Below are 25,064 nucleotides of genomic sequence, written 5' to 3'. Positions count from 1 at the left end.
GAAGTCCGCGATCAAAAAAAGGCGCCCGAGGGCGCCTTTTTTGTCTCTTTCGTTGCCGTCATCGGCAGGCCTTTGGTAAACGGTCCACCAACCCCACCTTGTGCGGCGTGATTTAGACCGGTAGCGTTTCTTTCCAGCGCCAGGGGAGCAGCGTGTTGAGGTCGTCGTTCTCGCCGAGTGTTGGCAGGGTCTCGAACACGAACTGCAGGTATTCGTAGGGCGAGAGGCCATTGGCCTTGGCCGTCTCGATCAGGCTGTAAATGGCGGCGCTGGCCTGGGCACCGCTCGGTGTGTGGCTGAAGAGCCAGTTCTTGCGGCCGACGACGAAGGGGCGGATGGCATTTTCCGCGGCGTTGTTGTCGAGCGGGATCAGCCCGTCATCGAGGAAGCGGGTCAGGCGCTGCCATTGGCCATCCAGGTAGTGCAATGCTCTGCCCAGTGCGCTCTTCGGCAGCACCTGGGTCAGCGACTTGTCGAGCCAGGTGCGTAGCTGGTTGATCAGCGGGCGGCTCTTCTGCTCGCGCAGCGCCTGGAGCGCTTCGGGTGCCAGGCCCTTGGCCTGCTTTTCCACGCCATAGAGCTTGCGAATCTGATTGAGGGCCCAGTCGGCCTTGCCGGTCTTGCCCTTGGGCTGCACCTTCTGCGCCTCGACGAACTTGCGACGGGCGTGCGCCCAGCAACCAGCATGGGTGATGCTGTTCTTGCGCACCACCTCGGCATAGCCCTCGTAGCCATCGGTGACCAGGCGACCGGCATAGTCACCCAGCAGGCGTACGGGCACCCGACCGGCGCGGCTGGCGTCATAGTCGAACAGCACCACCTGTTGGCCAGGTGGGCCACCGCGCTGTAGCCACATATAGGACGTTGAACTCGCCGGCCGGTCGGGTTCCGTGTTGACCTGAAGTGTGGTCTCGTCCATGTGGATCAGCGGGGCTTGCAGCAGGTGTCGGCGTAGCGCCTCGATCAGCGGTGTCATTCGCTCGCCGGTTTGCACCATCCAACGGGCCAGGGTGTTGCGTGGAATCTCGGCGCCGTGGCGGGCAAAGATCTGACTCTGCCGGTAGAGCGGCAAGGCATCCTGGTACTTGGCGGTGGCCACATAGGCGAGCAGCGTCGGGCTGGCATTGCTCTTGGGCAGCAACTTGGCCGGCGCCGGGGCCGTTTGCACACCCTCTTCGCAGGCCGGGCAGCCGTACTTGATACGCACATGGCGGACCACCTCGACCCGCGCCGGCACCACATGCAGCTCCTCGCTGATCTCTTTGCCGATCTCCTTGAGCTCGGTGCCGTCATCGTGGCAATGCCGAGCCTCCTTGGGGAGCTCATGGACGACCTCGACGCGAGGCAGCTCGGGCGGCAAAGCCACTCGGCCGCCACGGCTGCGGCGCTTGGCCGGCTGACACGGCTCTGTTGACGCGTCTACGTCGTCGTTGGCTACGATCTCCTGGTCGGCGGCGTCCTCTTCATCGACCGCCGCTTCGGCCTCGTTGATGAGCAGGTCGCCCTGCGCGACACGGTATTTTTCGGTGGAGGGGCCGAACTGACGCTCGACGGCCAGGCGGAACTGCTCGAACAACGCCGCCTTGGCAGCCTCCCACTCGGCTTCTTTCTTCTCCATCAGCTGATGAAGACGCGCAATCTCTTCCTGCTGAGCACGTACTTGGCGCTGCAGCTGGGAGACGCTGGCGGAAGGTGTCGAGGCCGATGAAGTCATGACGCTATTTTACCAAACGGCGCCGATGGAAGCAGCAGACAATCAGCCAACTGACTGACAATCCAACGCCTTATGGGGACGCATGGCGCTGAGGTCATAGCCATCCAGGAGCCAGTTCAGCTCCTGGCCCGACAGGGTGACCGTGTCGCCCTCCAGACGGTCCGGCCACTTGAAGCGCTCGCGCTCCAGGCGCTTGTACCAGACCACGAAGCCGTTACGCTCCCAGAACAGCAGCTTCACCTTGTCGCGCTGGCGGTTGCCAAACACGAACACCGCCTCCTCGAAGGGGTTGAGCTCCATGGCCTCCTGAACCAGCAGGGCCAGCCCGTCGATCTGCTTGCGCATGTCGACCGGCTCGCGGCACAGATAGACTCGCAGTCCGGTATCTGGCCGAATCATGGCGCTACCTCCACGGCGACGAAGCGCTGCGGCCGATGCCGCGGCGGCACAGGCACATCCTGCACCACCAGGCGCTTCTCCCATGCCAGCAGTGATGCCAGCTCCAGCCCTTGCTGCTCGGCGTACTCGCTCAGCGGTAGTTGCCGAGAGGAGGCATGGAACAGATGGCCCAGCCAGAAGGCCTGTGTCGAGGTCAGGTCGGTCATGGTGGTCCTCCTTGTGATCGGGTGGTACCAGTCTGACGAACCTCATTCAGCGGCAGAAGATGGGGTTTGTGGACCGTTTACGGCCTTTGGCCTGCATCGCCCGGTAAACCGGCCTCCCACAAGGCCCGCCAGGGCAACTGTGGGAGGGCGGCTTCGCCGCGCGACGTATAGCCGCCGGACAGCCGGCAAGCCTGCATCGCCCTCCCACAAGAACCCTCCGGCCCTCCAGCAATTCCATACGCCACCTGTATTTATCCCGCCGGCCAGGTGAACTCGCGACCGCCAAGCAGGTGCATGTGGATGTGATAGACCGTCTGGCCGCCATCCTTGTTGCAGTTCATCACGACCCGGTAGCCGTCCTCGGCAAAGCCGTTTTGCTTGGCCAGCTTCGCCGCGACGTACTGCAGGCGGCCGACGGTTTCCAGATCGCTTTCGTTCAGGTCGTTGAGCGTGGCGATATGCTTCTTGGGGATGATCAGCACATGGGTCGGCGCCTGCGGGTTGATGTCGTTGAACGCCAGCACGTGCTCATCTTCATAGACGATGTCGGCGGGGACTTCCCGCTCGATCATCTTGCAGAACAAACATTCCATCAGCACCCCTCCTTGCATTCAACAGTGGCGCGGGCCTGCCGCGCACGGCTGCGTTTACGGTAGCGTTTTTGCCCGGCCGTTGCCATCGCCCCCCGGCTAGTAAAAGCGCCGCTCGGCCAGCAGCTGGCGCAGAAGCGGCCCCAGAATCAGCTCCATGGCCAGCGCCAGCCGCGCCCCGGGGACCACCAGGGTATGCGGCCGGGTCATGAACGAGTCTTTGATCATCGCCAGCAACCAGGGAAAATCCACCCGGGAATGGTCGCGAAAGCGGATGACGATGAACGACTCGCCGTCGGTGGGAATATCCTGCACCTCAAAGGGGTTCGAGGTATCCACCACCGGCACGCGATGCAGATTGATATGCGTGCGGGTGAACTGCGGCTGAATGCAGCGCACGTAGTCGCCCATGCGACCGAGGATGGTGTCGATCACCGCTTCCTGGGAGTAGCCGCGCATCCGCGTGTCGCGGTCGATTTTTTGTATCCACTCCAGGTTCATCGCCGGCGCCACGCCGATCAGCAGATCCACGTGCCGGGCAATGTCGTACTCCTCGGTGACCAGCCCGCCGTGCAGCCCTTCGTAAAACAAAAGGTCGGTGCCGCTGGGCAGCGGCCGCCACTCGGTGAAGGTTCCGACCCGGTAGCCCGCCTCGATCTTCTGCTTGTCCTCGGCGTGGATATAGTGGCGATATTCGCCGCTGCCGTGCTCGCCGTATTCCATGAACAGCGCCTCGAGGCGATCCAGAAGGTTGGCCTCCGGCGAAAAGTGGGACAGCTTTTCGTAGCGCTCGGGCTCGGCGGAGTACATGCGGTGCAGGTCGTCGCGGGTATAGCGGTGAAAGGCGTCGCCGTCGACCATGGCGGCGTGGACGTCCTCCCGCTGAAACATGCGCTCGAAGCTGCGCCGGACCGTGGTGGTGCCGGCCCCGGAGGAGCCGGTCACGGCAATAATGGGATATTCGCGCGACATCAGCTACCCCGCGCCTTGGCCCGGGTGGCTTCCCGCGCGAGGGCGCGGTGGGCAATGTCGCGGCGATATTCCGCGCCTTCCCAGCGCACGCAGTCCACGCCCCGATAGACCGCCTCCCGGGCCTCAAGCACGCCGTCGCCCAGCGCGGTCACGCAGAGGACACGCCCGCCGGCGGTCGCCGTGCTGCCGTCGGCGGCGGCCGCGGTGCCGGCATGAAACACCTTGCAGCCGCTTTCCTCGGCAGCGTCGATACCGGTAATCGCGTGACCCTTTTCATAGCTGCCGGGGTAGCCGCCGGCGGCCATGACCACGCCCACCGCTGTCCGGCTGTCCCAGCGACATTCGTGGCCGGCAAGTTCGCCACGAGCGCCGGCCAGGCACAGCTCGGCAAGGTCCGAGGTCAGGCGCAGCATGATCGGCTGGGTTTCCGGGTCGCCGAAACGGCAGTTGTACTCGATCACGCTCGGGTTGCCCGCGGCGTCGATCATCAGCCCGGCGTAGAGAAAGCCGGTGTAGGGCATCCCTTCGTTTGCCATGCCGCGCACCGTGGGTTCGATAACGCGGGCCATGATGCGCGCCTCTACCTCCGGCGTCACCACCGGGGCCGGCGAGTAGGCGCCCATGCCGCCGGTATTGGGGCCGGTGTCTCCATCAAAGGCGCGCTTGTGATCCTGGCTGGTGGCCATGGGCACGACGTTCTCGCCGTCGACCAGCACGATATAGCTGGCCTCCTCGCCTTCGAGAAACTCCTCGACCACCACTCGGGCGCCGGCAGCGCCGTAGGCGTCAGCTTCCAGCATGTCGCGAATGGCCGCTTCGGCTTCGCTCTCGGTCGCCGCGACCACCACGCCCTTGCCCGCCGCCAGGCCGTCGGCCTTGACGACAATGGGCGCGCCGATCTTGCTCACGTAGTCCAGCGCCGGGGCGACCTCGGTAAAGGTCTCGTAGGCCGCCGAGGGGATGTCGTGACGAGCAAGAAAATCCTTGGAGAACGCCTTGGAGCCTTCCAGCTGAGCGGCTGCCCGGGTGGGCCCGAAAATCGTCAGGCCGGCGGCCCGAAAGCGGTCCACCACGCCTGCCACCAGCGGCGCTTCGGGCCCGACCACGGTCAGCCCCACCCGCTCTTTTTCGGCCAGCGCTACCAAAGCGTCAATGTCGGTGGCGGCCACGTCGACGTTGACAAGCCCGGGCTCGCCGGCAGTGCCGGCGTTGCCCGGCGCCACCAGCACCTGCTCGACCTTGGGAGACTGGGCCATTTTCCACGCCAGCGCGTGTTCGCGGCCGCCGCCGCCTATTAGTAATACTTTCATCAGATTTTGCGCGGGATACCCGGTACTTTCAGTGCCGGGAGGGATAGCGCGTCGCCCGCAGGGCGACCTGTTACGCCACCATCTGCCCCGCTCCTCCCTTTGGTTGAATGGATGAGGTGAGGCGGTAGCCGTAGCCATCACCGCGTTGGATCAGCAAGCAGTGCTTGTGCGAGATGCCTTGCACCGCCCCCTGCTCGGTCTGAATGGTGAAGCTGCCTGTTTTACGCACAGCGACACGGCCCGTATGGATGCCGGCCTTCTTGCCGGTGGGCACGATGGCTTTCACCATGTCGCCGGTCTGAAAACCGTGCACCTGCTTCTGCCGCACCAGATAGCCACGCGGGAAACCGTGCCGGGTCAATCGGGTGCGTTGATAGCTGCCGCGCCCGGTGGCCTTGATCGTCAGCGTCGGCACCTGCCAATGGTGCAGGGCGTCCATTGGGCCGACGCAGGCGGCGTCGAGGGCGTGGGTCTTGGGAATGCCGAGGCGCTGGCGGTTGTACTTGGTGCGCCCGCCGCTACCTGCTGTCACCGGCAGACCGGTGGCCTTGAGAGCACCGAACAGCACCCAACGGGTCGCGTTGACGGCGCTGGCATCCCGCAACGGGCGCTTGAGCTCACGTTGCACGCGCTCCTGTCGAGCATCCGCCGACAGGTTGTTAGCCTTGAGTCGCTTCTTGAGCCCCTTGTCGGTGGTGAAGAAAGTGTCCAGCGTGCCGTTGCCCTTGCCCTGGTTGCAGGCGTGGCAGGCCAGCGTCAGGTTACTGACGCGGTGCGAGCCACCGTGAGCACGAGGTACCACATGCTCGACGTCCAGTGGGGTGTCGGTATCACCACAGTAGGCGCACTCGCGCCCCCACTTTTCCAGCAGGTATTCGCGCACCTCGTAGCCGAGCAGCGAGCCCTGCTGGTACTCGACACCGCTGATCTCCGGGTTGTCCAGCTTCTGCGTATCGAAGCGCACCAGCTCCTGACTGATGGCAGTGACCGGCGCCAGACGAGTCAGCCGGTTCACCCAAGCCGTGATGGTATCGACACGGTGCTGCAGGCTGGGAGCCAGCCAGCCCTTGGGTCGGGTGCGGTTGTTGAAGCGTGGCGCCCGGTAGCGCAGGTTCTGACGGCGACGACGGCGACGAAAGGCTCGGCGCTGCTCCAGCGCCTTGCGAATCTGAAAGCCACGATGGACAAGCTCGATCAGGCACAGCAGGTGACGATCCTCGGCATCCTCGCGCACTAACGCCAGCCCGGTGGTCTTGCTGCCGGGGTCGATGCCGAGTCGCAGCGGCTGGGTGTCACCCTCCACCCGATCCTTGAGCCGGATCGTGAACGGATAGCGCTTATGCACCACAGCGCGACCGCGTTCCCGCAACAACCGGGCGCGCTTCTCGCTGCACGGCATCAGGGGCCGTTTCTGTTTGTCCAATACGAAAACCGCCATGCGATTTTCTCCTGTATTAATGCCCTTACGGGCCTGGTGTCGCGGATCATTCGATCCGTCTCCCCTCGGGAATGTCGATAACCGGCTCCTGCCTGGCGGCAGCGATCAAGACCTTCGGCGTTTTACCTTGCGCCAGCATGATCCTGACCTTCCAGAGCCCGCCGCTGAGGAAGCACGGCGGGGTGGGTCTTGGCGACCTGTTACCAACGTAGCGGGTTGACTACCGCTTTCCCTGGTCAGCCGGGCTTGCTTTCACAAGCCTCTCCCTTCAGGGAGAGGTAGCTGACGCTGTCCCTTTTGCGTCGTTCAGCCATTACGCGTTCGCCATGTGCGCTGCTCGGGCGTATTATGCCACAGCTTGGGGCCCGGCCGGGCGGGTCGCGCCGACCGTTTTGCCGCCTGCCCGTGCCCGCCAAGCTGCCGCCGCTCCCCATACGCCACCAGCCAGATACGCCATGAACCTGATTTTACTCAGCCCCGACGATATCACCGCCGACGGTGGCGCCACGATCCGCGACCCGCGACGCCTGCGCCACCTGCGCGAGGTGCACCGGGCCACCCCCGGCCAACGCCTGACCGTGGGCATTGCCAACGGCGCCATGGGCAGGGCCGAGCTCACCGCGCTCGACGCCGACCGGGCCAGTTTTGCCCTGGCGCCGCTGGAGGAAGCCCCGCCGCCAGCGCTGCCGGTGCACCTGGTGCTGGCCCTGCCGCGCCCGCGCATGCTGGCGCGCACCCTCGAACATGTCACGGCGCTCGGGGTGAAAAAAATCTCTCTGCTGCACACTCGGCGCGTGGAGAAAAGCTACTGGCAGTCGCCGGAGCTCGAGGCCGACAGAATCCGCCGACATCTGGTGCTGGGCCTCGAACAGGCTCGGGATACGGTGATGCCCGAGGTCACGCTGCGGCGCGGCTTTCGCCCCTTTGCCGAAGATGTGCTGCCCGATCTGCTGACGCACCGCCGCGGGCTGGTGGCCCACCCGGGCATGGCCATGGCCTGCCCGCGCAACGTGACCCGGCCCACGCTGCTGGCAGTGGGACCGGAGGGCGGCTTCATCGACTGGGAAATCGAGCGGCTGCTGGCCGCCGGCTGCGAAGGCATGCACCTGGGCCCGCGCATTCTGCGGGTGGAAACCGCCGTCACCGCCCTGCTGGCGCGCCTGTTCTAGTGCTGGACGGCAAGCACCGGAGCTAGGGCCTGTTGACGTTTCATGGCAGGGGTATTGGCAGGATAGGGGCAAGCTCGCAGAATAAAGGTTCCTACGCCAACAAACTGCAAGCTTGCCATGCCCCGCCAAATGCTCACGGATGAACACTGGTCGAAGCTGAAGCCTATCCTGCTTCAACACGGTATTTATGACAAGGCCGACTTGCGTACCACGGTGGAAGGCATCCTTTATCGGATGCGCACCGGCTGCCCGTGGCGGGACCTACCGGAGGCGTTTGGCTTCTGGAACACGGTCTACAAGCGCTTCAACGCCTGGTCAGCGAGTGGAAAGCTGATGAAGATTTTCAGTTCTCTGGTGGAAGATCCTGATGTCGAGTGGCTGTTCATTGATGGCTCTTACGTCAAGGCACACCAGGACAGCACGGGGGCTGCCACGGCAGACGCCGAAGCCATTGGCAAAAGTCGTGGAGGCAACACCAGCAAGATTCATCTGACCGTTGGTGCCTGTGGGCTGCCGATTGCCTTCGGGATAACGGGCGGTGAGGTGCATGACAGCAGGGAAGCGCCGGCGTTGATTGACGACTTGCCGGCGGGTGATGCGTTGGTGGCTGACAAGGGCTATGACAGCGAGCGTATCCGTGAGCAGGTCGAAGCCAAGGGCATGGCTGCCGTGATTCCGCGCAAACGCAACTCGAACAAGGGAAATGCCAACCTGGACAGGGGATTATATCGCTACCGGCATTTGGTTGAGAACGCCTTTGCTCGATTGAAGCCGTATCGCGCTATCGCGACGCGATACGATAAGCTCAAGCGAAACTATGAGAGCATGGTGGCCTTGGCGTGCGGCTTTTTATGGCTGCCCATGTGAAACGTCAACAGGCCCTAGTTGTGATCTCTCGGTAGGTTGTTCATCCGAAGCCAACCCGGAAGACTGGAGATGCAAACCAACCAATCCCTCCAGGAGGCCCGGATGAACACCCATAAGAATGCCCGACTCACTCCGCACGGTCGAGCCCTGCTGGTCGCTCGCGTCATCGATGAAGGGTTGCGGCCCAGAGAGGTCGCGCAAGCCCAGGGCGTCAGTGTGAGAACGGCCTACAAATGGGTGCGTCGTTTCCGTGAGGAGGGACTCGAGGGTCTCCAGGACCGTCGGTCACGCCCTGCCCGAAGTCCCTGGGCGACCGACGCAACGACGGTGGAGCAGATCGTCGAGCGTCGTCAGCGACGCCAGACCTATTGCCAGATTGCCCAGGCGCAGGGGGTTGGCCAGAGCACGGTAGCGCGCATTCTCAAGCGCAAGGGGCTGAATCGCTTGGCGGCTCTGACACCGCCAAGGCCCAGCAATCGCTATGAGCACGACGCACCCGGGGATCTCCTGCATCTGGATATCAAGAAGCTCGGCTGCTTCGCGCGCCCGGGGCATCGGGTCACCGGCGATCGCCAACAGGCCACGCGCGGCGCAGGGTGGGAGTATGTCCACATCGCCATCGACGATCACTCACGGGTGGCCTTCGGCACCCGCTACCCTGATGAAACCGGCTGGAGCGCCTGTTATGCGCTATTGGAGGCCATACGGTATTATCGAGACTTGGGGACTCGCTTCACGCGGGTGCTCACCGACAATGGCGCCTGCTACCGGTCCCGGGCGTTTCACCGCCTGTGCCGGCGGGTGGGGCTGAAGCACAAGCGCACTCGCCCCTATACGCCCCGCACCAATGGCAAGGCAGAACGGTTCATTCAAACCGCCCTGCGCGAGTGGGCCTATGCCCAGTCTTATGGCAGCTCGGAGGAGCGAGGCAAACACCTTTCCGCCTGGCTTCACCAGTACAACTGGCACCGGCCACATGCCAGCCTGAACTATCACCCTCCGGTTAGCCGGTTGGGGCTTTCCGTGAACAACCTGGTGAGTTTACACACCTAGTCGTCCTCTTCCGGCTCGTGCTCGACGAACTCGGCGTTCTCTCCGCACTCGGCGTCATGGATAAACGTCTTGCTCACGTCCAGGTGCCCCAGATGGCCGATGGTGCGCCGCCCCAGCAGCACCGGGTAGAACATCTCTCCGCGGTCGCGCAGGCTGAACTGCTCTTCATAGACGGTGTCGCCCACGCATAGGTTGAGCAGCACTACCGGACGCTCGTCCCGGCCGCCGGCCCCGCGCACGGTCAGGGTGCGATAAAGCGGACGTTCGACCTCTTCGGTAACGGTATCGCCGCTGTCTTCGTCCTCCAGCTCGAAGCGAAAGCGCACCCAGTCCTCGTCATCCTTTTGAAAGGTTTCAATGTCTCGGGCGTCGATGGACGACGTCAGCGCGCCGCTGTCGAGCTTGGCCTTGACCTTGATGTCCCAGGGCTTGAGCTCGGCCTTTTCCACCCAGCCGAATACCGGGGTAGCGTTGTCGGCGAGGGCCGCGCCCGCGCTCAGCAGCCAGCCGGCGGCAAGGCCGGCGACCACACGCTTTGCTGATGATGTCATACGCTCTTCTCCTTGGCCGACTGGCCTTGCCATTGGCGTTGGTGTCCACTGGGCCCGAATGCCGGGTACTCTGCGCATATCATCAGATTTTGCGCGGGATACCCGGTACTTTCAGTGCCGGGAGGGATAGCGCGTCGCCCGCAGGGCGACCTGTTACGCCACCACCTGCCCCGCTCCTCCCTTTGGTTGAATGGATGAGGTGAGGCGGTAGCCGTAGCCATCACCGCGTTGGATCAGCAAGCAGTGCTTGTGCGAGATGCCTTGCAACGCCCCCTGCTTGGTCTGAATGGTGAAGCTGCCTGTTTTACGCACAGCGACACGGCCCGTATGGATGCCGGCCTTCTTGCCGGTGGGCACGATGGCTTTCACCATGTCGCCGGTCTGAAAACCGTGCACCTGCTTCTGCCGCATCAGATAGCCACGCGGGAAACCGTGCCGGGTCAATCGGGTGCGTTGATAGCTGCCGCGCCCGGTGCCCTTGATGGCCAGCGTGGAGCGACTTTCGCCATGCAGCCGGCCGAATGGACCGACGCAGGCGGCGTCGAGGGCATGGGTCTTGGGAATGCCGAGGCGCTGGCGGTTGTACTTGGTGCGCCCGCCGCTACCTGCTGTCACCGGCAGACCGGTGGCCTTGAGAGCACCGAACAGCACCCAACGGGTCGCGTTGACGGCGCTGGCATCCCGCAACGGGCGCTTGAGCTCACGTTGCACGCGCTCCTGTCGAGCATCCGCCGACAGGTTGTTAGCCTTGAGTCGCTTCTTGAGCCCCTTGTCGGTGGTGAAGAAAGTGTCCAGCGTGCCGTTGCCTTTGCCCTGGTTGCAGGCGTGGCAGGCCAGCGTCAGGTTACTGACGCGGTGCGAGCCACCGTGAGCACGAGGTACCACATGCTCGACGTCCAGTGGGGTGTCGGTATCACCACAGTAGGCGCACTCGCGCCCCCACTTTTCCAGCAGGTATTCGCGCACCTCGTAGCCGAGCAGCGAGCCCTGCTGGTACTCGACACCGCTGATCTCCGGGTTGTCCAGCTTCTGCGTATCGAAGCGCACCAGCTCCTGACTGATGGCAGTGACCGGCGCCAGACGAGTCAGCCGGTTCACCCAAGCCGTGATGGTATCGACACGGTGCTGCAGGCTGGGAGCCAGCCAGCCCTTGGGTCGGGTGCGGTTGTTGAAGCGTGGCGCCCGGTAGCGCAGGTTCTGACGGCGACGACGGCGACGAAAGGCTCGGCGCTGCTCCAGCGCCTTGCGAATCTGAAAGCCACGATGGACAAGATCGAACAGGCACAGCACGTGACGATCCTCGGCATCCTCGCGCACTAACGCCAGCCCGGTGGTCTTGCTGCCGGGGTCGATGCCGAGTCGCAGCGGCTGGGTGTCACCCTCCACCCGATCCTTGAGCCGGATCGTGAACGGATAGCGCTTATGCACCACAGCGCGACCGCGTTCCCGCAACAACCGGGCGCGCTTCTCGCTGCACGGCATCAGGGGCCGTTTCTGTTTGTCCAATACGAAAACCGCCATGCGATTTTCTCCTGTGTTAATGCCCTTACGGGCCTGGTGTCGCGGATCGTTCGATCCGTCTCCCCTCGGGAATGTCGATAACCGGCTCCTGCCTGACGGCAGCGATCAAGACCTTCGGCGTTTTACCTTGCGCCAGCATGATCCTGACCTTCCAGAGCCCGCCGCTGAGGAAGCACGGCGGGGTGGGGCTTGGCGACCTGTTACCAACGTAGCGGGTTGACTACCGCTTTCCCTGGTCAGCCGGGCTTGCTTTCACAAGCCTCTCCCTTCAGGGAGAGGTAGCTGACGGCAGCGTCAGGCGTTTTCCAGCCGCGCGAGCAGCGCCTGGGTCGCAAAGCCGTCCGCTGTCAGCCCCTGATCGCGCTGGAAAGCGCGCAGGCCTTTGCGGGTGTTGGGGCCCATGATGCCGTCGGCACCGCCGACGTCGTACCCCAGCCGGTTGAGCGACCGCTGAAGCCGGGTCACGTCGTCCCGAGTCAGCGGCGCCTGTTCCCGGGGCCAGCCCTGGACGATGCCGTCGCGCCCGGCGATGGCGTCGCTGAGCTTGGCCACGGCCAGCGCGTAGCTGGTGGCGTTGTTGTAGCGCAGAATGCTGCGGAAGTTGGGACCGGTAAGAAACGCCGGCCCCTGGGCGCCGGCGGGGACGATCACCTCGGCGCTTGAGAATTCGGGCAGCGCGCCGCTAACGGCGCGCATGCCCTGGCGGCGCCATTTTGCAGTGCTTTTCCGCCCGGTCTGAGCGTAGTCGAAGCCGTCCGGCAGGCGAACCTCGGCGCCCCAGGGTTCCCCCGCCTGCCAGCCGGCCTGCTTGAGGTAGTTGGCCGTGGAGGCCATGACGTCGGGAATGCTGTGCCAGATATCGCGCCGGCCGTCACCGTCGCCGTCGACGGCGTAGGCGCGAAAGCTCGAGGGGATAAACTGGGTATGCCCCATGGCGCCGGCCCAGGAGCCCACCATGTCGCGGGCGGGGATATCGCCTGCGTCGACGATCCTGAGCGCGGCGAGCAGCTCTCGGCGGGCGAAGTCGCGCCGGCGGCCGTCAAAGGCTAGGGTGGCAAAGGCGTCCAGGGCGGAGTAGTCGCCGAAATGGCTGCCGTAGTTGCTCTCGATGCCCCAGATTGCCACGATCACTTCGGCGGGCACGCCGTAGCGACGCTCCATTTCCCGGGCGGTATCGCGGTGGGCGGCCAGCTTGTCGCGCCCGGTGGTCACCCGGGTGCTGGAAACGGCGGTATCCAGATACTCCCAGATAGGCTGAACAAACTCCGGCTGGTGGCGATCATGCTCGATGATGCTGGGCCGGTAGCGCACGCCGTCAAACGCCCGGGCCAGCGCCTGCTCGCTGATGCCCTCGGCGGCGGCATGGCGACGAAAATCGGCCAGCCACTGCTCAAAGCTGGCGCGCTGCCGCTCATCCATCGGAGCCTTGTCAGCCGCGCGGGCGTCGACTTCGCTCATCAGCCCGCTGTCGGCCTGCACCGCCCCCGCGGCGAGTACAAGCCCCAGCAGCGACGCCCGGACAAAGCGGCGTCTGACGACAAGCGGCCGTGCACTAGACAATCCCTGGATACAAGACAACATGGCGCTCCTCGCGTAACGGGCAAAGGAGCGATGATCCCTTACAACGGCGGCGAACACCACCCCTGACCGCAGATCGCCATTCTCAACGCGGCCTCTCTGCCGGTCAGGCCGTGCTCGACACGGGCAATACCCAGCCGCCAAGCTCATTGTTGGCGATGTCCACCAGCGCTTCGATGTGATCGTCGCGGTCGTTCAAGCAGGGAATATAGGTAAAGGTCTCGCCGCCGGCGGCGATGAAGCTTTCGCGGATTTCATCCTCGATTTCTTCCAGGGTCTCCACGCAGTCGGCGGTAAACGCCGGCGAAATCACGGCAATATGCTTATGGCCCTGCCTGGCAAGCTCGGCCACATGATCCACCGTCGCCGGCCCTAGCCATTTTTCCGGGCCGAACTTGGACTGAAACGCCGTGTCGATACTGCCCTTCTCCCAGCCCAGCTTTTCGCGCAGCAGACGGGTGGTTTTCTGGCACTGGCAATGGTAGGGGTCGCCCTCGTGCAAAAAGCGCTCGGGCACGCCGTGGTAGCTGGCCACCAGCTTGCTCGGCCGCTCGCTCAGCGGCTCATAAACATCGGTCACGGAGGTGGCCAGCGCGCGCAGGTAGCCCGGATGCTCGAAATAGGCAGGCACGGTGCGAATGGCCGGCTGCCATTTCATTTTCATCAGCGCCCGAAAGGCCTGATCGTTGGCCGTGGCCGTGGTCGGCGAGCCGTACTGCGGATACAGCGGAAAGAACAGGATGCGCTCGCAGCCGTTTTCCATCAGCCGCGTCAGCACGCTTTCGGTCGAGGGGTTGCCGTAGCGCATGCAGAAGTCCACGACCACTTCATCGCCGTAAAGCGACTGCATTTGCGCGGCGAACTTTTCCGTCTGCGCCCGGGTAATGGTGAGCAGCGGACTTTCGTCCTTCTCGGTATTCCAGATGCTTTTATAGGCCTGGCCCGACAGAAACGGCCGGCGCGTGAGCACGATCAGCTGCAGGATCGGCTGCCACTTCCAGCGGGCGTAGTCCACCACGCGCTGGTCGGACAGGAATTCGCTCAGGTACCGGCGCATGGATCCGTAGTCGGTATTGTCCGGAGTGCCGAGGTTAACCAGCACCACGCCGACTTTCGCCCGGGCAATGGGAGGATGGTCACTCTGGGCATGCTCAAGGCGGCCTTCACCCGGCTGATCCTTGGCTATCGTGGTACTCATGGCGTCTCTCCTGAATCCGGCGAAGTCATGAGCACGAATGATAGCATTTTTCCCGCAGAGTGCGGCACAAACTTGTGCCTTGATTTAATGATGTATAACTATTGGCAAACCTCGGAAACCCCCAGGCGCCGCTAAAAGGTCAGCGGCAGGCGCTCCGCCGCCGGACTGTGGTGAAAGGCATCGTGGCCGACCAGCTCGGCGTGGGGAATATACTGGATCAGACAGGCGCGGCGAATGCCGGCGCGTCTGAGCTCGGCATAGACCTCGTCGAGGGCCCGAAACAGCATGGGTTTGTTGCCCTGCATCAGCAGGTGACGGCGCCCTTCCACGTCCTCGAGTTCGACCTGGTAGAGCTGGCTGCCCGTATGGGTAATCACGCGGATATCGAAATTGTCGTGCTGGCTGGCAAACTGCCTGAGCTCTTTCAGTTCCATAAGCTCCCTCCTGTGGATTACACGCTTGTCAGCAAAAAGCGACGCCGGGTCATGACACTGCCGGGCGCTACAGGGTAGCGCCCGGCTGACCGGCCATGACACCGGTATATTATTGTTGCGACGGTCAAAATGCCGCGAAGTTCCCGAACGGCGTTCAGCGACGTCCGGGCTACTGATATTCGGACGGGTCGATGGCCTTGCCCAGCGAGTTTCGATCCACCCACTTGCCGGCTTTGGTTTCCTTGTAGCGAAATACCACCCGATCGCCAATGGCCACGGGAAGCTCCGCGTCTTCGGTCTGGTAGCTGTATTCCTCGCCGTCTACCGTCAGCGTATAGCGATACAGATCGGGCATGCCCAGCCATTCCTGGAACGGCCCTTCGCGCTCCACGGCCTGAAGCTCTCCCCGAGCTTCCAGCTTGGGCGTGCGTTTACCGCGGCGAAAACCACCTGCCATGGTGCTTCCTCTTGATGATGTATGGATTAAATACCGGCGCCGTCGTCAACGGGCCGGGCATTATACGTGCCGGCCGGCGAGTCTCAAGCGTCCGGGCCGGGCGCTCACTCGCCGAAGGCTTCGCCGTAGCTGTCCGGCGCCAGGTCCTCAAAGCGCGTGTACTTGCCGATGAACGCCATGTGGACGGTGCCGATCGGGCCGTTACGCTGCTTGCCGATCACCAGCTCGGCCAGCCCCTGGTTGTCGGGGTTGTCGGGATTGTAGACCTCGTCCCGATAGACAAAGGCGATGACGTCGGCATCCTGCTCGATGGCGCCGGATTCACGCAGGTCCGACATCACCGGGCGCTTGTTGGGCCGCTGCTCCAGCGAGCGGTTGAGCTGGGAAAGCGCCACCACCGGGCAGCCGAACTCCTTGGCCAGTCCCTTCAGCGAACGCGAAATCTCCGAAATCTCGCCGGTGCGGTTTTCGGCAAACCCGGGGATCTGCATCAGCTGCAGATAGTCGATCATGATCAGCGCCATGTTGCCGTGCTCGCGCACCACCCGGCGAATCCGCGAGCGCATCTCGTTGGGCGACAGCGCCGCGGTATCGTCGATGAACAGCTGCTTGTCCTTGAGGATATTCACCGCCGAGGTCAGCCGCGGCCAGTCCTCGTCTTCCAGCTGGCCGGTGCGCACCCGGGTCTGGTCGATCCGCCCAAGCGAGGAGAGCATGCGCAGCATCAGCGATTCCGCGGGCATCTCCATGGAAAACACCATCACCGGCCTGTCGCTGGAAATGACCGCGTGCTCGACCATGTTCATGGCCATGGCGGTCTTGCCCATGGAGGGCCTTCCGGCGATGATCACCAGATCCGAGGGCTGCAGCCCGGTGGTCATTTCGTCGAAATCGCGAAAGCCCGTGGGCAGCCCGGTCATCTCGCCCTTGAGATTAAAAAGCTCGTCGATGCGATCGACGGCCTTGGTCAAAAGATCGCTCATGCCGATGGGGCCGCCGGCCTTGGGGCGCTCCTCGGCGATCTGGAACACCAGGCGCTCGGCTTCGTTGAGCAGCTCATCCGCCGGGCGGCCCTGGGAGGCAAAGGCGCTGTCGGCAATCTGATTGGCCGCGCGGATCAGCTTGCGCAGCGTGGCCCGCTCGCGCACGATCTCGGCATAGGCGCGGATATTGCTGGCCGAGGGCGTGTTGCGCGCCAGCTCGGCAAGAAACCCGAGCCCGCCCACGGCGCTCAGCTGGTCCCGAGCTTCCAGGGCCTCGGAGAGCGTGACCACGTCCAGGGGCTGACCGGCGTCGGCCAGGTGCGCCATGACGTTGAAGATCAGGCGGTGCTCGTAGCGGTAGAAGTCATCCGCCGCCAGGTGATCGGCGACATGATCCCAGGCCGGATTGTCGAGCATCAGCCCGCCGAGCACCGACTGCTCGGCCTCCAGGGAATGGGGCGGCAGCTTCAGCGCCGCGGTTTCCTGATCCACGGGCAGCGCCTCATGGGTGGCGTCCGGCATGGGAAGCTCCTTGGCATTACGATCAACGAGAGGATACGGCATCCGGCCGGGAGCCGGGAACACAAAGGGCGCGGGGAGTTCCCCGCGCCCTTGCAGCGTCATGCCAGGCGCCGCTGTTGCGCTCGCAGGAGCGCGGCGGTGCTTATGCGGTCAAGGGATCACTCCCCCACCACCACAATGCGCACCACGGCGTCGACTTCGGCGTGCAGGTGCAGGGTGATGTCGTATTCGCCGGTCTGACGCAGCGGCCCTTCGGGCATGCGCACTTCGCTTCTGGACACGTCGATGCCCGCAGAGGAGATCGCGTCGGCCAGGTCGCGCGGCCCGATCGAGCCGAACAGCTTGCCTTCCACACCGGCCTTGGAGACCAGCGACAGCTCGATATCGTTGAGCTGCTCGGCGCGCGCTTCGGCTTCTCTCAGGCGCTCGGCGGCCTGGGCTTCGAGCTCGGCGCGCTGGGCTTCAAAGGCAGCGATGTTGTCCTTGGTGGCCGGTACGGCATGACCGTAAGGGATCAAGTAGTTGCGTCCATAGCCGGGCTTGACGGTGACCTGATCTCCCAGGCCGCCCAGCTTGCCAATATTGTCGAGCAGAATGACTTCCATCTCGTAAACCTCTTGTCAGTTGCTACTGTCAGTTGCTGCGGGCAAGGCGTGCGCGAACGTTGGCGAACGAATCAATCAGCCCTGACAGCAGCACAATGAGAATCATGGGCCAGGTGGTAATCAGCAGCAGGTAAAATGCGCCGAGCCACAGCCCGTTCATCTCCTTTAATCCAATAATACCGTGTACCAGCGCCACGCCGGCAATCAGCAGCGGTACCCAGCCCACCAGCGCAAAGCCGGCGATATCGAACAGCATGCTGACGGCGCCGAGCCCAACCAGCAGGGCAAGCTCCCGGGGAGTCAGGCGCAGGGCGTGAAACTCCTGGCGAAAGCCGCCGGGGTTATAAAGCCCCGCCTGCCAGCTGCGCGCCAGCGCCAGACAGGCAACCGCCAGCAGTATCACCACCAGCCCGGTGACGCCGTTGATGACCAGGTCGGCCAGCAGCGAAGTGTCGTACCCCGTACGGCCAAGCTCGGTGACCAGCCGATCGAACTCGGCAGAGTTCTGGCGCAGCTGTTCCAGCATGGCGTCGCTGCCGCCGGGCGGGCTGAAAATGCCCAGCTGAACCATGGCGGCGCAGGCCAGCGTGCCGACGATCAGCGCCTCGCTCCAGCGCATCCGCTCGCGCAAAACCACGCTCATCAGCGTTGCCAGCAGGATGCTCGAGAGCGGCACTACGTCGCCCTGGGTCCACCACCAGCCCGCCGGGATGGCCGCGGCCAGAATCACCGGCAGCGCGGCGGCAAACCCCTTGCGCAACGTCACCAGCGCGGCAATCGCGGCGCCGAGCCAGAAAAGCCAGGGCACCAACGAGGCCAGCACGGCCGCGCCGGCGGCGTAGCTCGGGCGCTGCATCAGCCAACGGGCAAAGGCCAGCATGGCGTCGACGGCTTACTGGTGGCTATCGGTATAGGGCAAAAGGGCCAGGTAGCGCGCCCGCTTGACGGCGCCGGCGAGCTGGCGCTGATAGCGCGCCTTGGTACCGGTAATGCGGCTGGGTACGATCTTGCCGGTCTCGGTGATGTAAGCCTTCAGCGTGTCCAGATCCTTGTAGTCGATCTGCTTGACGCCTTCAGCGGTAAAGCGGCAGAACTTGCGGCGACGGAAAAAACGTGCCATGGAATAGCTCCTTGAGTGCGTGCAGGGGTAAGGCGCTGGCCGCGTCGAGCAGCCGTGGCGGTGTTACGCAGATTCGTTACGCGGATTCGCTGCGCGGCTTGTCGTCACGCGGCTTGTCGTCACGACGCTGGCGCTTCTCTTCCACCGGCTTCATCATCGGCGACGCTTCGGTAATGGCTTCGTTGCAGCGCATGACCAGGCTGCGAATGATGGCGTCGTTGAAACGGAAGATATTTTCCAGCTCTTCGATCGTTTCGCTCTCACACTCGACGTTCATCAGCACGTAGTGAGCCTTGTGGATCTTGTTGATCGGGTACGCCAGGTGGCGACGGCCCCAGTCTTCCAGGCGATGCACGGTGCCGCTATTTTCGGTGACGATGCCGGTGTAGCGCTCGACCATGGCCGGCACCTGCTCGCTCTGGTCCGGGTGGGCCATGAACACGATTTCATAATGACGCATGGAATCTCCTTGCGGTTTGGCAGCTTCCATTGGGCGCGAAGCCTCAAGGAAGCAAGGAGTCATACTAGAATGCGCCGGGCACGCGCGGGGCGCTGCCGGGCATCAAGCAGAACTGATAAAATGCCCGCCGGTAAAAAGCGGGCGCAGGCATTCTAGGGAAGCGAGGCTTGACTTGCAAGCCGGCGCTGGCGCAGCGCCTCGAACAGGCAAATGCCGGTGGCCACGGAGACGTTGAGGCTCGAGACCTGCCCGGCCATGGGCAGTTTGGCCAGATAGTCGCAGGCCTCCCGGGTGAGCCGGCGCATGCCCTTGCCCTCGGCGCCCATGACCAGCGCTATCGGGCCGCTGAAGTCGATATCGTAGACGCTGGCGTCGGCCTCGCCGGCGGTGCCGGTAATCCACACGCCGGCGTCTCGCAGGGCGCCAAGCGTACGCGCCAGGTTGGTGACCTGATAGACCGGTACGCTTTCCGCCGCGCCGCAGGCCACCTTGCGCACCGTAGCGTTAAGCGGTGCAGCGCGGTCTTTGGGCACAATCACGCCGTGGGCGCCGGCGGCGTCGGCGCTTCGCAGGCAAGCGCCGAAGTTGTGCACGTCGGTGACGCCGTCGAGCACCAGCAGTAGCGGCGGCGCATCGCCGGGCCAGGCCTTGAGCTTGAGCTTGAGCGAGGATTCGTTTTCCGCCACCAGCGGCGGGCAGAACGCCACCACGCCCTGGTGGGCGCCCCCTCGAGTGAGCTGGTCGAGCGTCTCTCGGGGATGCTCCTTCACCGTCGCTCCGCTATCAGTGGCTCGACGGATCAGCGCCTGCAGACGCTTGCCCGCGCCCTGCTGAACCCACAGCTCCCGGGGCGCCTCGCCGCGCGCAAGCAGGCTTTCGAGCGCGTGGACGCCGAAGACGTGATCCAGCCCTTTCGGGGGCCGCGGGGCGGACGACTTCGCGCTCACGCCGAACCTTCCTGCTTGCTCGACGCTCCGTCCGAGCCGCTACGGCGACGGCGCGAAGGGCGCCGGGGCCGCGGCGGGCGCTCGTCGGCGAGGTTGAAGTCGATCTTGCGCTCGTCCATGTCGACCCGCGCTACCTGCACGGTGACGCTGTCGCCCAGCCGATAGGTGGTGCCGGTATGCTCGCCCTTGAGGCGGTGCTTCTCGGCCTCGTAATGGTAATAGTCCGAGGGCAGCAAGCTGATATGCAAAAGCCCCTCGACAAAGAACGCGTCCAGACGAATGAAGAGGCCAAACTGGGTCACCGCCGCCACGCTGCCGTCGAAGGTTTCCCCCAGCTTGTCGGACATGAACTCGCACTTGAGCCAGCTTTCCACGTCCCGGGTGGCGTCGTCGGCGCGGCGCTCGGTCATCGAGCAGTGTTCGCCGAATTCGAGCATCTGCTCGAACGTATAGGGGCACCACTGGCTCGGCGGTTCCACCGGCGCGCCCTCGGCGCGCAGCACGGTAGCGGTCTTGCGCGGCCCGCGAATGACCGAACGGATGGCGCGGTGCACCAGCAGGTCAGGATAGCGGCGAATCGGCGAGGTAAAGTGGGCGTAGGCCTCGTAGGCCAGCCCGAAGTGGCCTTCGTTCTGGGGAGAATAGGCCGCCTGATTCATCGAGCGCAGCATCACCGTCTGGATGACGTCGGCGTCGGGCCGGTCGGCGATGCTTTCCCGCAGCGCCTGAAAGTCCTGAGGCGTCGGATCGTCGCCGTTGGGCAGGGTCAGCCCCAGCTCGTTAAGAAACAGGCGCAGCTTCTCCAGCCGCTCGGCCGAGGGCTTCTCGTGAATGCGGTAAAGCCCCGGCAGATCGTGGGTGTCGAGAAAGCGCGCGGTGGCGACGTTGGCCGCCAGCATGCACTCCTCGATCATCTTGTGGGCATCGTTGCGGCTGCGCGGCACGATCTTTTCGATCTTGCGTTCGTCGTTGAACACAATCTCGGTTTCGGTAGTATCGAACTCGATGGCGCCGCGAGCCTCCCGGGCCTCGCGCAGCACGCGATACAGCGCGTGCAGCTGCTCCAGGGGCTTGACCAGGTCGGCGTACTCCTCGCGCAGGGCCTCGCCGTCGTCGCTGTTTTTGTCGAGGATCGCCGCTACCTTGTTATAGGTCAGCCGGGCGTGGGAGTTCATTACCGCTTCGTAAAAGCGATACCCCCCCACTTCTCCCGCGGCGGTGATGTTCATCTCGCAGACCAGCACCAGGCGGTCGACCTTCGGGTTCAGCGAACAGAGCCCGTTGGACAAGAGCTCCGGCAGCATGGGCACCACCTGCCCGGGGAAGTAGACCGAGTTGCCGCGCCGGCGACCTTCGGCGTCCAGCGGCGTTCCCGGACGCACGTAGTGCGAGACGTCGGCAATCGCGACCAGCAGCTTCCATGCCCCGGCCTCGGTCTGCCAGGCGCAGACGGCGTCGTCGAAGTCCTTGGCGGTCTCGTCATCGATCGTGACCAGCGGCACGTCGCGCAGGTCGATGCGATGACGCTTGTCGTCTTCCTCGACCTCGGCGGGAATTGTGGCGATCTGGTCGAGCACCTCGGGCGGAAACTCGGCGGGAATCTCGTAGCTGCGGATGGCAATGTCGATTTCCATCCCGGGATCCATGCGCTCGCCCAGCACTTCGGCCACCTCGCCTACCGGCTGCACCCGAGTCTCGGGCTGCTGAGTGATGTTGACCGAGACCACCTGCCCGTCCTGGGCGCCGGCGCAGGCGCTGTGCGGCACGATGACTTCCTGGGTGATACGCGGATTTTCCGGGATCAGCACGCCGAACTCGGGGGTGTTGCGGCGATAAATGCCCACCAGACTCTGGGTGTTGCGCGCCAGCACCTCGACGATCGTGGCCTCGTCGCGCCCGCGGCGGTCGCGCCCGCTGATGCGTACCAGCACGTAGTCGCCGTGGAAGACGCGGCGCATCTGCCGGGGCTGGAGCACCAGGTCGGGCTTCTTGCCGTCGTCGCGCAGCAGAAACCCGAAGCCTTCGCGGTGGCCGATGATCTTGCCCTTGATCAGGTCAAGCTTGTCGATCAGCGCATAGGCTCCGCCGCGGTTGCGCAGCACCTGGCCGTCGCGCTCCATGGCCGCCAGCCGGCGGCGCACGGCTTCCTGAAGCTCTTCATCATCCAGACCGAGCATGCGGCTCATGTTCTCATGGGTGATGGGCTTGCCGTAGGCTTCAAGGGCTGCCAGCAGATATTCGCGGCTGGGCGCCGGGTTGGGATACTTGTGCGCTTCGCGCTTGGCGTGCGCGTCATCACTTAACGTCCATTCTTTCATGCGGTAAGCATCCTTGAGGGCGTGCATGGAAGGCAGTGAAGCCTGGCAGGCGCAGAGCGCGGCGAGCCGCGATGGTCAGCGCCCGGGGCGCTGGCGAAAGAAAGCATTCTTTCGGATATTTTCATGGACAGTGTTCTTTTCATCATGCGGGCAGTATAGCGCTGCCTGCGCCATCACCCAACCGCCAAATGCTCTCGCCGCTCGGCCGGCGCCTGGCGGCTTCGTTTTGATCGGCATGCTCGACACGCATAGCGGCGGGCCGCCGTGCGCCCGACAGCTTGCCCTTGATAGCCTGTCCTAGATAAAAAAGGCTTGCGTTTTGTCATCACAGCGGTATCATACGCGCCACTTGCCCGGGTGGCGGAATTGGTAGACGCGCTAGCTTCAGGTGCTAGTGTCCGTATGGACGTGGAGGTTCAAGTCCTCTCCCGGGCACCAATTCATCGACGGACAGCATGATTCATTACGCTGCCGCTCATGCATTGGTGCACAAGGTTGTATTCGCCCAGGTGGCGGAATGGGTAGACGCGCCAGCTTCAGGTGCTGGTATCCTCGCGGATGTGGAGGTTCAAGTCCTCTCCTGGGCACCACGCGAATACGGCCGCAAAGCAGGTATTCCAAGTCAACGATGCGCCCGGGTGGCGGAATGGGTAGACGCGCCAGCTTCAGGTGCTGGTATCCTCGCGGATGTGGAGGTTCAAGTCCTCTCCCGGGCACCATGGCCAAGATAGCGGCCCGCGCATCAGGCTATATCTGTCTTCCCTGATCATCCCTCTTGTTCAGGCTTTCTCCCGCTCACGCTTTTTACCGCACAGACGCTTATCGCCTGCCCCAGGCGCTGCCTTTTTGCTGCCTTATTGAAAACGCCCGGGCTTGCGCGCCACCGCGTCCAACGCCCAGCCGTCCGTGCTTTTCTGCCCTTCCAGACGCTTTTCCGTGCTCTTTGGCAACTCAGGAAAAAAATCCAGCCCGGTTTTTGCCTCTACCTCGTCAATGCTTACCAGGTATTCATCCAGCGGTTCGCTGCCCCGCACGTCCTGGGGCATGATAAACGCCAGCGCTCTGGGGTCGCCGCCGTTCGGCGCCACGATAATCTTGTAAAAGGCGGCGGGCACTTCCACCAGCCCCACGCGGTTGAGCACGTTACTCATGAAATCGGGCGGATAAACCGGTCCTGCCACTATCTGCAGCCGCTCGAAACGCGGCGCGAAGTGATCCATGACCGCCTCTTCCAGGCGCTGCCAGAGCTGGCGGTTGAGCTCCGGGGTCTGGGGCAGCATGTTGCTCATCAGGAAGGTATCGACCTGGGCATCGCGGCCGTGCACCGCGGCAATGGCGTAGTTGGGGGCCAGATGGCCGCGATCGTAGCCGCTGCCCGAGTAGCTTGCCGGGGTGATCGGCCAGAGCGCGCGCCAGTCGGCCCGGAAACCCGGCCGCGAGCCGATCCGGCTATCGTCCACGGCCTCGACCTGATAGCTCACCCAGAGCGCGCCGGCGCGCACGTCGGACCAGCCCGCCAGATAGCCGTCGTTACGCAGCACGCGGTGGACGCTGGTCGGCGTCAGCTCGTCCCAGGTGGGCACGCCCATCCAGGTATAGTCGTCGCGATACTGGCGCTCCTGGTACTGCCAGAGCCCCGTGATCACCGCCACGAATAACAGCGTGATCCCCAGGCGACGTCCGTGTCGTCGAAAGCGTAACGGCTTGGCCACGTCGGGCTCCTTGTCAGCACAGGCGGGCCGGCTACCAGCCCAGGGAAAACATGCTTTCCAGGTCGTGGCGGGAATGCACCTGCATGGCGTTGAGCGTTTCCGTATCGCTGATGCCTTCCACGGCGTTCAGCCGCTCGGTGACCAGCTCGGCCAGGCTCTCGAAGTCCCGGGTGCGGGCAATGGCAACCAGGTCGTAGCGGCCGCAGGTGGAGTACACCTCGCTGATGCCCTCCACTTCCGCCAGCCGCTCGGCGACGGGCTTGACCTGGCCTTTCTCGGTGTTGATCAGGATGACTGCGTTTTGCATAGCTTCCTCTCGCGCACGCCTCTGGCGCAGCGCTGTGTCAAATGGCCTGTCGAACGCCTAGTGGCGATAGCAGCGAGTATATCAGCACGGCGCTGAGCCGCGCAGCCGCCGGCTGGGGCTATCGCAGCTGATGCGTCCAGGGGTGAATTCATGGCGCCCCTCGCAGCCCTGCTGGCGGCTCAAGCCGGGAGCTCAATATCTGGCGGCGATGTCGCTGCGAGTGCTCGCACCCGGTGCGCGGTTCCGCTAGCATGAGAAACCGTCGTCAGAACCTGTCACGGCCGCTATCTACCCAACGACACCGTCAAGGAGACACCATGGCCGATCAAAACCGTCGTCGTTTCATGCGCCAAGGCGCATTGGGGCTTGCCGCTCTGCCGCTGGGCGCCGGCGTTCTGCCGCGCACAGCGCTGGCACAGTCCCTGCCGCGGCTGGATCCGTCCAGCAGCAACGCCCGGGCGCTCAACTACGTGGAAAAGGCCAGCGACGCCAGCGATCATCCGGCCTACGAGCCGGGCCAGACGTGTGCCAACTGCATGTTCTATACCGCTGACACCCAGGGCTGCCAGCTGTTTCCCCAGCACAGCGTGGCCTCCGGCGGCTGGTGCCAGTCCTGGACCGAGGCCGGCTGAG

28 protein-coding genes and 3 tRNA genes are annotated in these 25,064 nt (G+C 64.1%); 9 read left to right on the top strand and 22 right to left on the bottom strand.

Going from position 1 to position 25,064, the window contains the following annotated elements; all coding sequences use genetic code 11:
* Positions 1-112 precede the first annotated feature (112 nt).
* The 7 genes from tnpC to iscB (P1P91_RS05385) all read right to left on the bottom strand — a co-directional run bounded on the left by tnpC (position 113) and on the right by iscB (P1P91_RS05385) (position 6,629).
* Positions 113-1,714, bottom strand: a complete 1,602-nt coding sequence (tnpC, locus tag P1P91_RS05415; RefSeq protein ID WP_311885062.1) for an IS66 family transposase — start codon at positions 1,712-1,714, stop codon at positions 113-115.
* A gap of 42 nt (positions 1,715-1,756) precedes the next feature.
* Positions 1,757-2,113 (bottom strand): IS66 family insertion sequence element accessory protein TnpB, encoded by a 357-nt coding sequence (gene tnpB / locus P1P91_RS05410; RefSeq protein WP_311885060.1) that lies wholly within the window; start codon positions 2,111-2,113, stop codon positions 1,757-1,759.
* Positions 2,110-2,319 carry a hypothetical protein gene (locus tag P1P91_RS05405; RefSeq protein WP_311885058.1) on the bottom strand — a complete coding sequence of 70 codons (210 nt, stop codon included), beginning with the start codon at positions 2,317-2,319 and terminating at the stop codon, positions 2,110-2,112. The genes tnpB and P1P91_RS05405 overlap by 4 nt, the downstream gene beginning before the upstream one ends.
* Positions 2,320-2,570: 251 nt before the next feature.
* Positions 2,571-2,912, bottom strand: coding sequence for a histidine triad nucleotide-binding protein (locus P1P91_RS05400; protein WP_311885057.1), 342 nt, complete (start codon positions 2,910-2,912; stop codon positions 2,571-2,573).
* 96 nt (positions 2,913-3,008) lie between these two features.
* On the bottom strand, positions 3,009-3,881 hold the full coding sequence (locus P1P91_RS05395) for a phosphoribulokinase (protein WP_311885056.1): 873 nt from the start codon (positions 3,879-3,881) through the stop codon (positions 3,009-3,011).
* Positions 3,881-5,191, bottom strand: a complete 1,311-nt coding sequence (purD, locus tag P1P91_RS05390; protein WP_311885054.1) for a phosphoribosylamine--glycine ligase — start codon at positions 5,189-5,191, stop codon at positions 3,881-3,883. The genes P1P91_RS05395 and purD overlap by 1 nt, the downstream gene beginning before the upstream one ends.
* A 70-nt stretch (positions 5,192-5,261) precedes the next feature.
* Positions 5,262-6,629, bottom strand: a complete 1,368-nt coding sequence (gene iscB, locus P1P91_RS05385; RefSeq protein ID WP_311885052.1) for an RNA-guided endonuclease IscB — start codon at positions 6,627-6,629, stop codon at positions 5,262-5,264.
* 71 nt (positions 6,630-6,700) lie between these two features.
* Here iscB (P1P91_RS05385) and P1P91_RS05380 point away from each other — a divergent pair, with 71 nt between their 5' ends.
* From P1P91_RS05380 to P1P91_RS05365, 4 genes are all read left to right on the top strand, one after another.
* Positions 6,701-6,841 carry a hypothetical protein gene (locus P1P91_RS05380; protein ID WP_311883962.1) on the top strand — a complete coding sequence of 47 codons (141 nt, stop codon included), beginning with the start codon at positions 6,701-6,703 and terminating at the stop codon, positions 6,839-6,841.
* A 243-nt stretch (positions 6,842-7,084) separates the two neighbouring features.
* Positions 7,085-7,798, top strand: a complete 714-nt coding sequence (locus tag P1P91_RS05375) for a 16S rRNA (uracil(1498)-N(3))-methyltransferase (protein ID WP_311885050.1) — start codon at positions 7,085-7,087, stop codon at positions 7,796-7,798.
* Between the two features lie 117 nt (positions 7,799-7,915).
* Complete coding sequence (locus P1P91_RS05370) at positions 7,916-8,665, top strand: IS5 family transposase (RefSeq protein WP_311885048.1); 750 nt, start codon at positions 7,916-7,918, stop codon at positions 8,663-8,665.
* A 102-nt stretch (positions 8,666-8,767) separates the two neighbouring features.
* On the top strand, positions 8,768-9,718 hold the full coding sequence (locus P1P91_RS05365) for an IS481 family transposase (RefSeq protein ID WP_311885047.1): 951 nt from the start codon (positions 8,768-8,770) through the stop codon (positions 9,716-9,718).
* On the opposite strand, the gene rloA3 is transcribed toward P1P91_RS05365, so the two are convergent.
* Both rloA3 and iscB (P1P91_RS05355) read right to left on the bottom strand, forming a co-directional pair.
* Positions 9,715-10,269: a retropepsin-like aspartic peptidase RloA3 gene (gene rloA3, locus P1P91_RS05360; protein ID WP_311885046.1), complete on the bottom strand. Its 555-nt coding sequence runs from the start codon at positions 10,267-10,269 to the stop codon at positions 9,715-9,717. The genes P1P91_RS05365 and rloA3 overlap by 4 nt on opposite strands.
* A 153-nt stretch (positions 10,270-10,422) precedes the next feature.
* Entirely contained in the window at positions 10,423-11,790 is a 1,368-nt protein-coding gene (iscB, locus tag P1P91_RS05355) for an RNA-guided endonuclease IscB (RefSeq protein ID WP_311885045.1), read from the bottom strand.
* Between the two features lie 71 nt (positions 11,791-11,861).
* On the opposite strand from iscB (P1P91_RS05355), the gene P1P91_RS05350 reads away from it, so the two are divergent.
* Positions 11,862-12,002 (top strand): hypothetical protein, encoded by a 141-nt coding sequence (locus P1P91_RS05350; protein ID WP_311884200.1) that lies wholly within the window; start codon positions 11,862-11,864, stop codon positions 12,000-12,002.
* Positions 12,003-12,084: 82 nt separating this feature from the next.
* Here P1P91_RS05350 and P1P91_RS05345 read toward each other — a convergent pair whose 3' ends face one another.
* From P1P91_RS05345 to rnr, 11 genes are all read right to left on the bottom strand, one after another.
* Complete coding sequence (locus P1P91_RS05345) at positions 12,085-13,371, bottom strand: lytic murein transglycosylase (protein WP_311885043.1); 1,287 nt, start codon at positions 13,369-13,371, stop codon at positions 12,085-12,087.
* Positions 13,372-13,474: 103 nt separating this feature from the next.
* A complete protein-coding gene (gene hemH, locus P1P91_RS05340; protein WP_311885041.1) occupies positions 13,475-14,566 on the bottom strand; it encodes a ferrochelatase in 1,092 nt (363 codons plus the stop codon).
* 131 nt (positions 14,567-14,697) lie between these two features.
* Entirely contained in the window at positions 14,698-15,000 is a 303-nt protein-coding gene (locus P1P91_RS05335) for a DUF6482 family protein (protein ID WP_311885039.1), read from the bottom strand.
* A gap of 169 nt (positions 15,001-15,169) precedes the next feature.
* Positions 15,170-15,457, bottom strand: coding sequence for a hypothetical protein (locus P1P91_RS05330; RefSeq protein WP_311885037.1), 288 nt, complete (start codon positions 15,455-15,457; stop codon positions 15,170-15,172).
* Between the two features lie 104 nt (positions 15,458-15,561).
* On the bottom strand, positions 15,562-16,962 hold the full coding sequence (gene dnaB / locus P1P91_RS05325) for a replicative DNA helicase (RefSeq protein WP_311885036.1): 1,401 nt from the start codon (positions 16,960-16,962) through the stop codon (positions 15,562-15,564).
* 158 nt (positions 16,963-17,120) lie between these two features.
* Positions 17,121-17,567, bottom strand: a complete 447-nt coding sequence (gene rplI, locus P1P91_RS05320) for a 50S ribosomal protein L9 (RefSeq protein ID WP_311885035.1) — start codon at positions 17,565-17,567, stop codon at positions 17,121-17,123.
* A 28-nt stretch (positions 17,568-17,595) separates the two neighbouring features.
* Complete coding sequence (locus P1P91_RS05315) at positions 17,596-18,447, bottom strand: hypothetical protein (protein ID WP_311885033.1); 852 nt, start codon at positions 18,445-18,447, stop codon at positions 17,596-17,598.
* A gap of 12 nt (positions 18,448-18,459) precedes the next feature.
* A complete protein-coding gene (rpsR, locus tag P1P91_RS05310) occupies positions 18,460-18,687 on the bottom strand; it encodes a 30S ribosomal protein S18 (protein WP_179928855.1) in 228 nt (75 codons plus the stop codon).
* 76 nt (positions 18,688-18,763) lie between these two features.
* The gene (gene rpsF / locus P1P91_RS05305; protein ID WP_311885030.1) at positions 18,764-19,147 is read right to left on the bottom strand and encodes a 30S ribosomal protein S6; all 384 of its coding nucleotides are present in this window, start codon (positions 19,145-19,147) and stop codon (positions 18,764-18,766) included.
* A gap of 152 nt (positions 19,148-19,299) precedes the next feature.
* Positions 19,300-20,094, bottom strand: a complete 795-nt coding sequence (gene rlmB / locus P1P91_RS05300; protein ID WP_311885028.1) for a 23S rRNA (guanosine(2251)-2'-O)-methyltransferase RlmB — start codon at positions 20,092-20,094, stop codon at positions 19,300-19,302.
* Positions 20,091-22,412 (bottom strand): ribonuclease R, encoded by a 2,322-nt coding sequence (rnr, locus tag P1P91_RS05295; protein WP_311885027.1) that lies wholly within the window; start codon positions 22,410-22,412, stop codon positions 20,091-20,093. Before rnr ends, rlmB begins: the two co-directional genes overlap by 4 nt.
* Positions 22,413-22,763: 351 nt before the next feature.
* On the opposite strand from rnr, the gene P1P91_RS05290 reads away from it, so the two are divergent.
* The 3 genes from P1P91_RS05290 (at position 22,764) to P1P91_RS05280 (ending at position 23,131) form a co-directional block, all read left to right on the top strand.
* Positions 22,764-22,850, top strand: a tRNA-Leu gene (locus tag P1P91_RS05290).
* A 65-nt stretch (positions 22,851-22,915) separates the two neighbouring features.
* Positions 22,916-23,002: transfer RNA gene (locus P1P91_RS05285), tRNA-Leu, on the top strand.
* A 42-nt stretch (positions 23,003-23,044) separates the two neighbouring features.
* A tRNA-Leu gene (locus P1P91_RS05280) sits at positions 23,045-23,131 on the top strand.
* 135 nt (positions 23,132-23,266) lie between these two features.
* Here the strand turns inward: P1P91_RS05280 and P1P91_RS05275 are convergent.
* Both P1P91_RS05275 and P1P91_RS05270 read right to left on the bottom strand, forming a co-directional pair.
* Positions 23,267-24,124: a DNA/RNA non-specific endonuclease gene (locus P1P91_RS05275; protein WP_311885026.1), complete on the bottom strand. Its 858-nt coding sequence runs from the start codon at positions 24,122-24,124 to the stop codon at positions 23,267-23,269.
* Between the two features lie 31 nt (positions 24,125-24,155).
* Positions 24,156-24,431 carry an Lrp/AsnC family transcriptional regulator gene (locus tag P1P91_RS05270; protein WP_311885025.1) on the bottom strand — a complete coding sequence of 92 codons (276 nt, stop codon included), beginning with the start codon at positions 24,429-24,431 and terminating at the stop codon, positions 24,156-24,158.
* A gap of 317 nt (positions 24,432-24,748) precedes the next feature.
* Between P1P91_RS05270 and P1P91_RS05265 the strand changes: the two genes are divergently transcribed.
* Complete coding sequence (locus P1P91_RS05265) at positions 24,749-25,063, top strand: high-potential iron-sulfur protein (protein WP_311885024.1); 315 nt, start codon at positions 24,749-24,751, stop codon at positions 25,061-25,063.
* Position 25,064: the final 1 nt, after the last annotated feature.

The sequence above is a fragment of the Halomonas piscis genome, from assembly GCF_031886125.1.
In the GTDB taxonomy this organism is placed as follows: domain Bacteria; phylum Pseudomonadota; class Gammaproteobacteria; order Pseudomonadales; family Halomonadaceae; genus Vreelandella; species Vreelandella piscis.
This window is presented reverse-complemented; position numbering and strand designations above follow the sequence as displayed.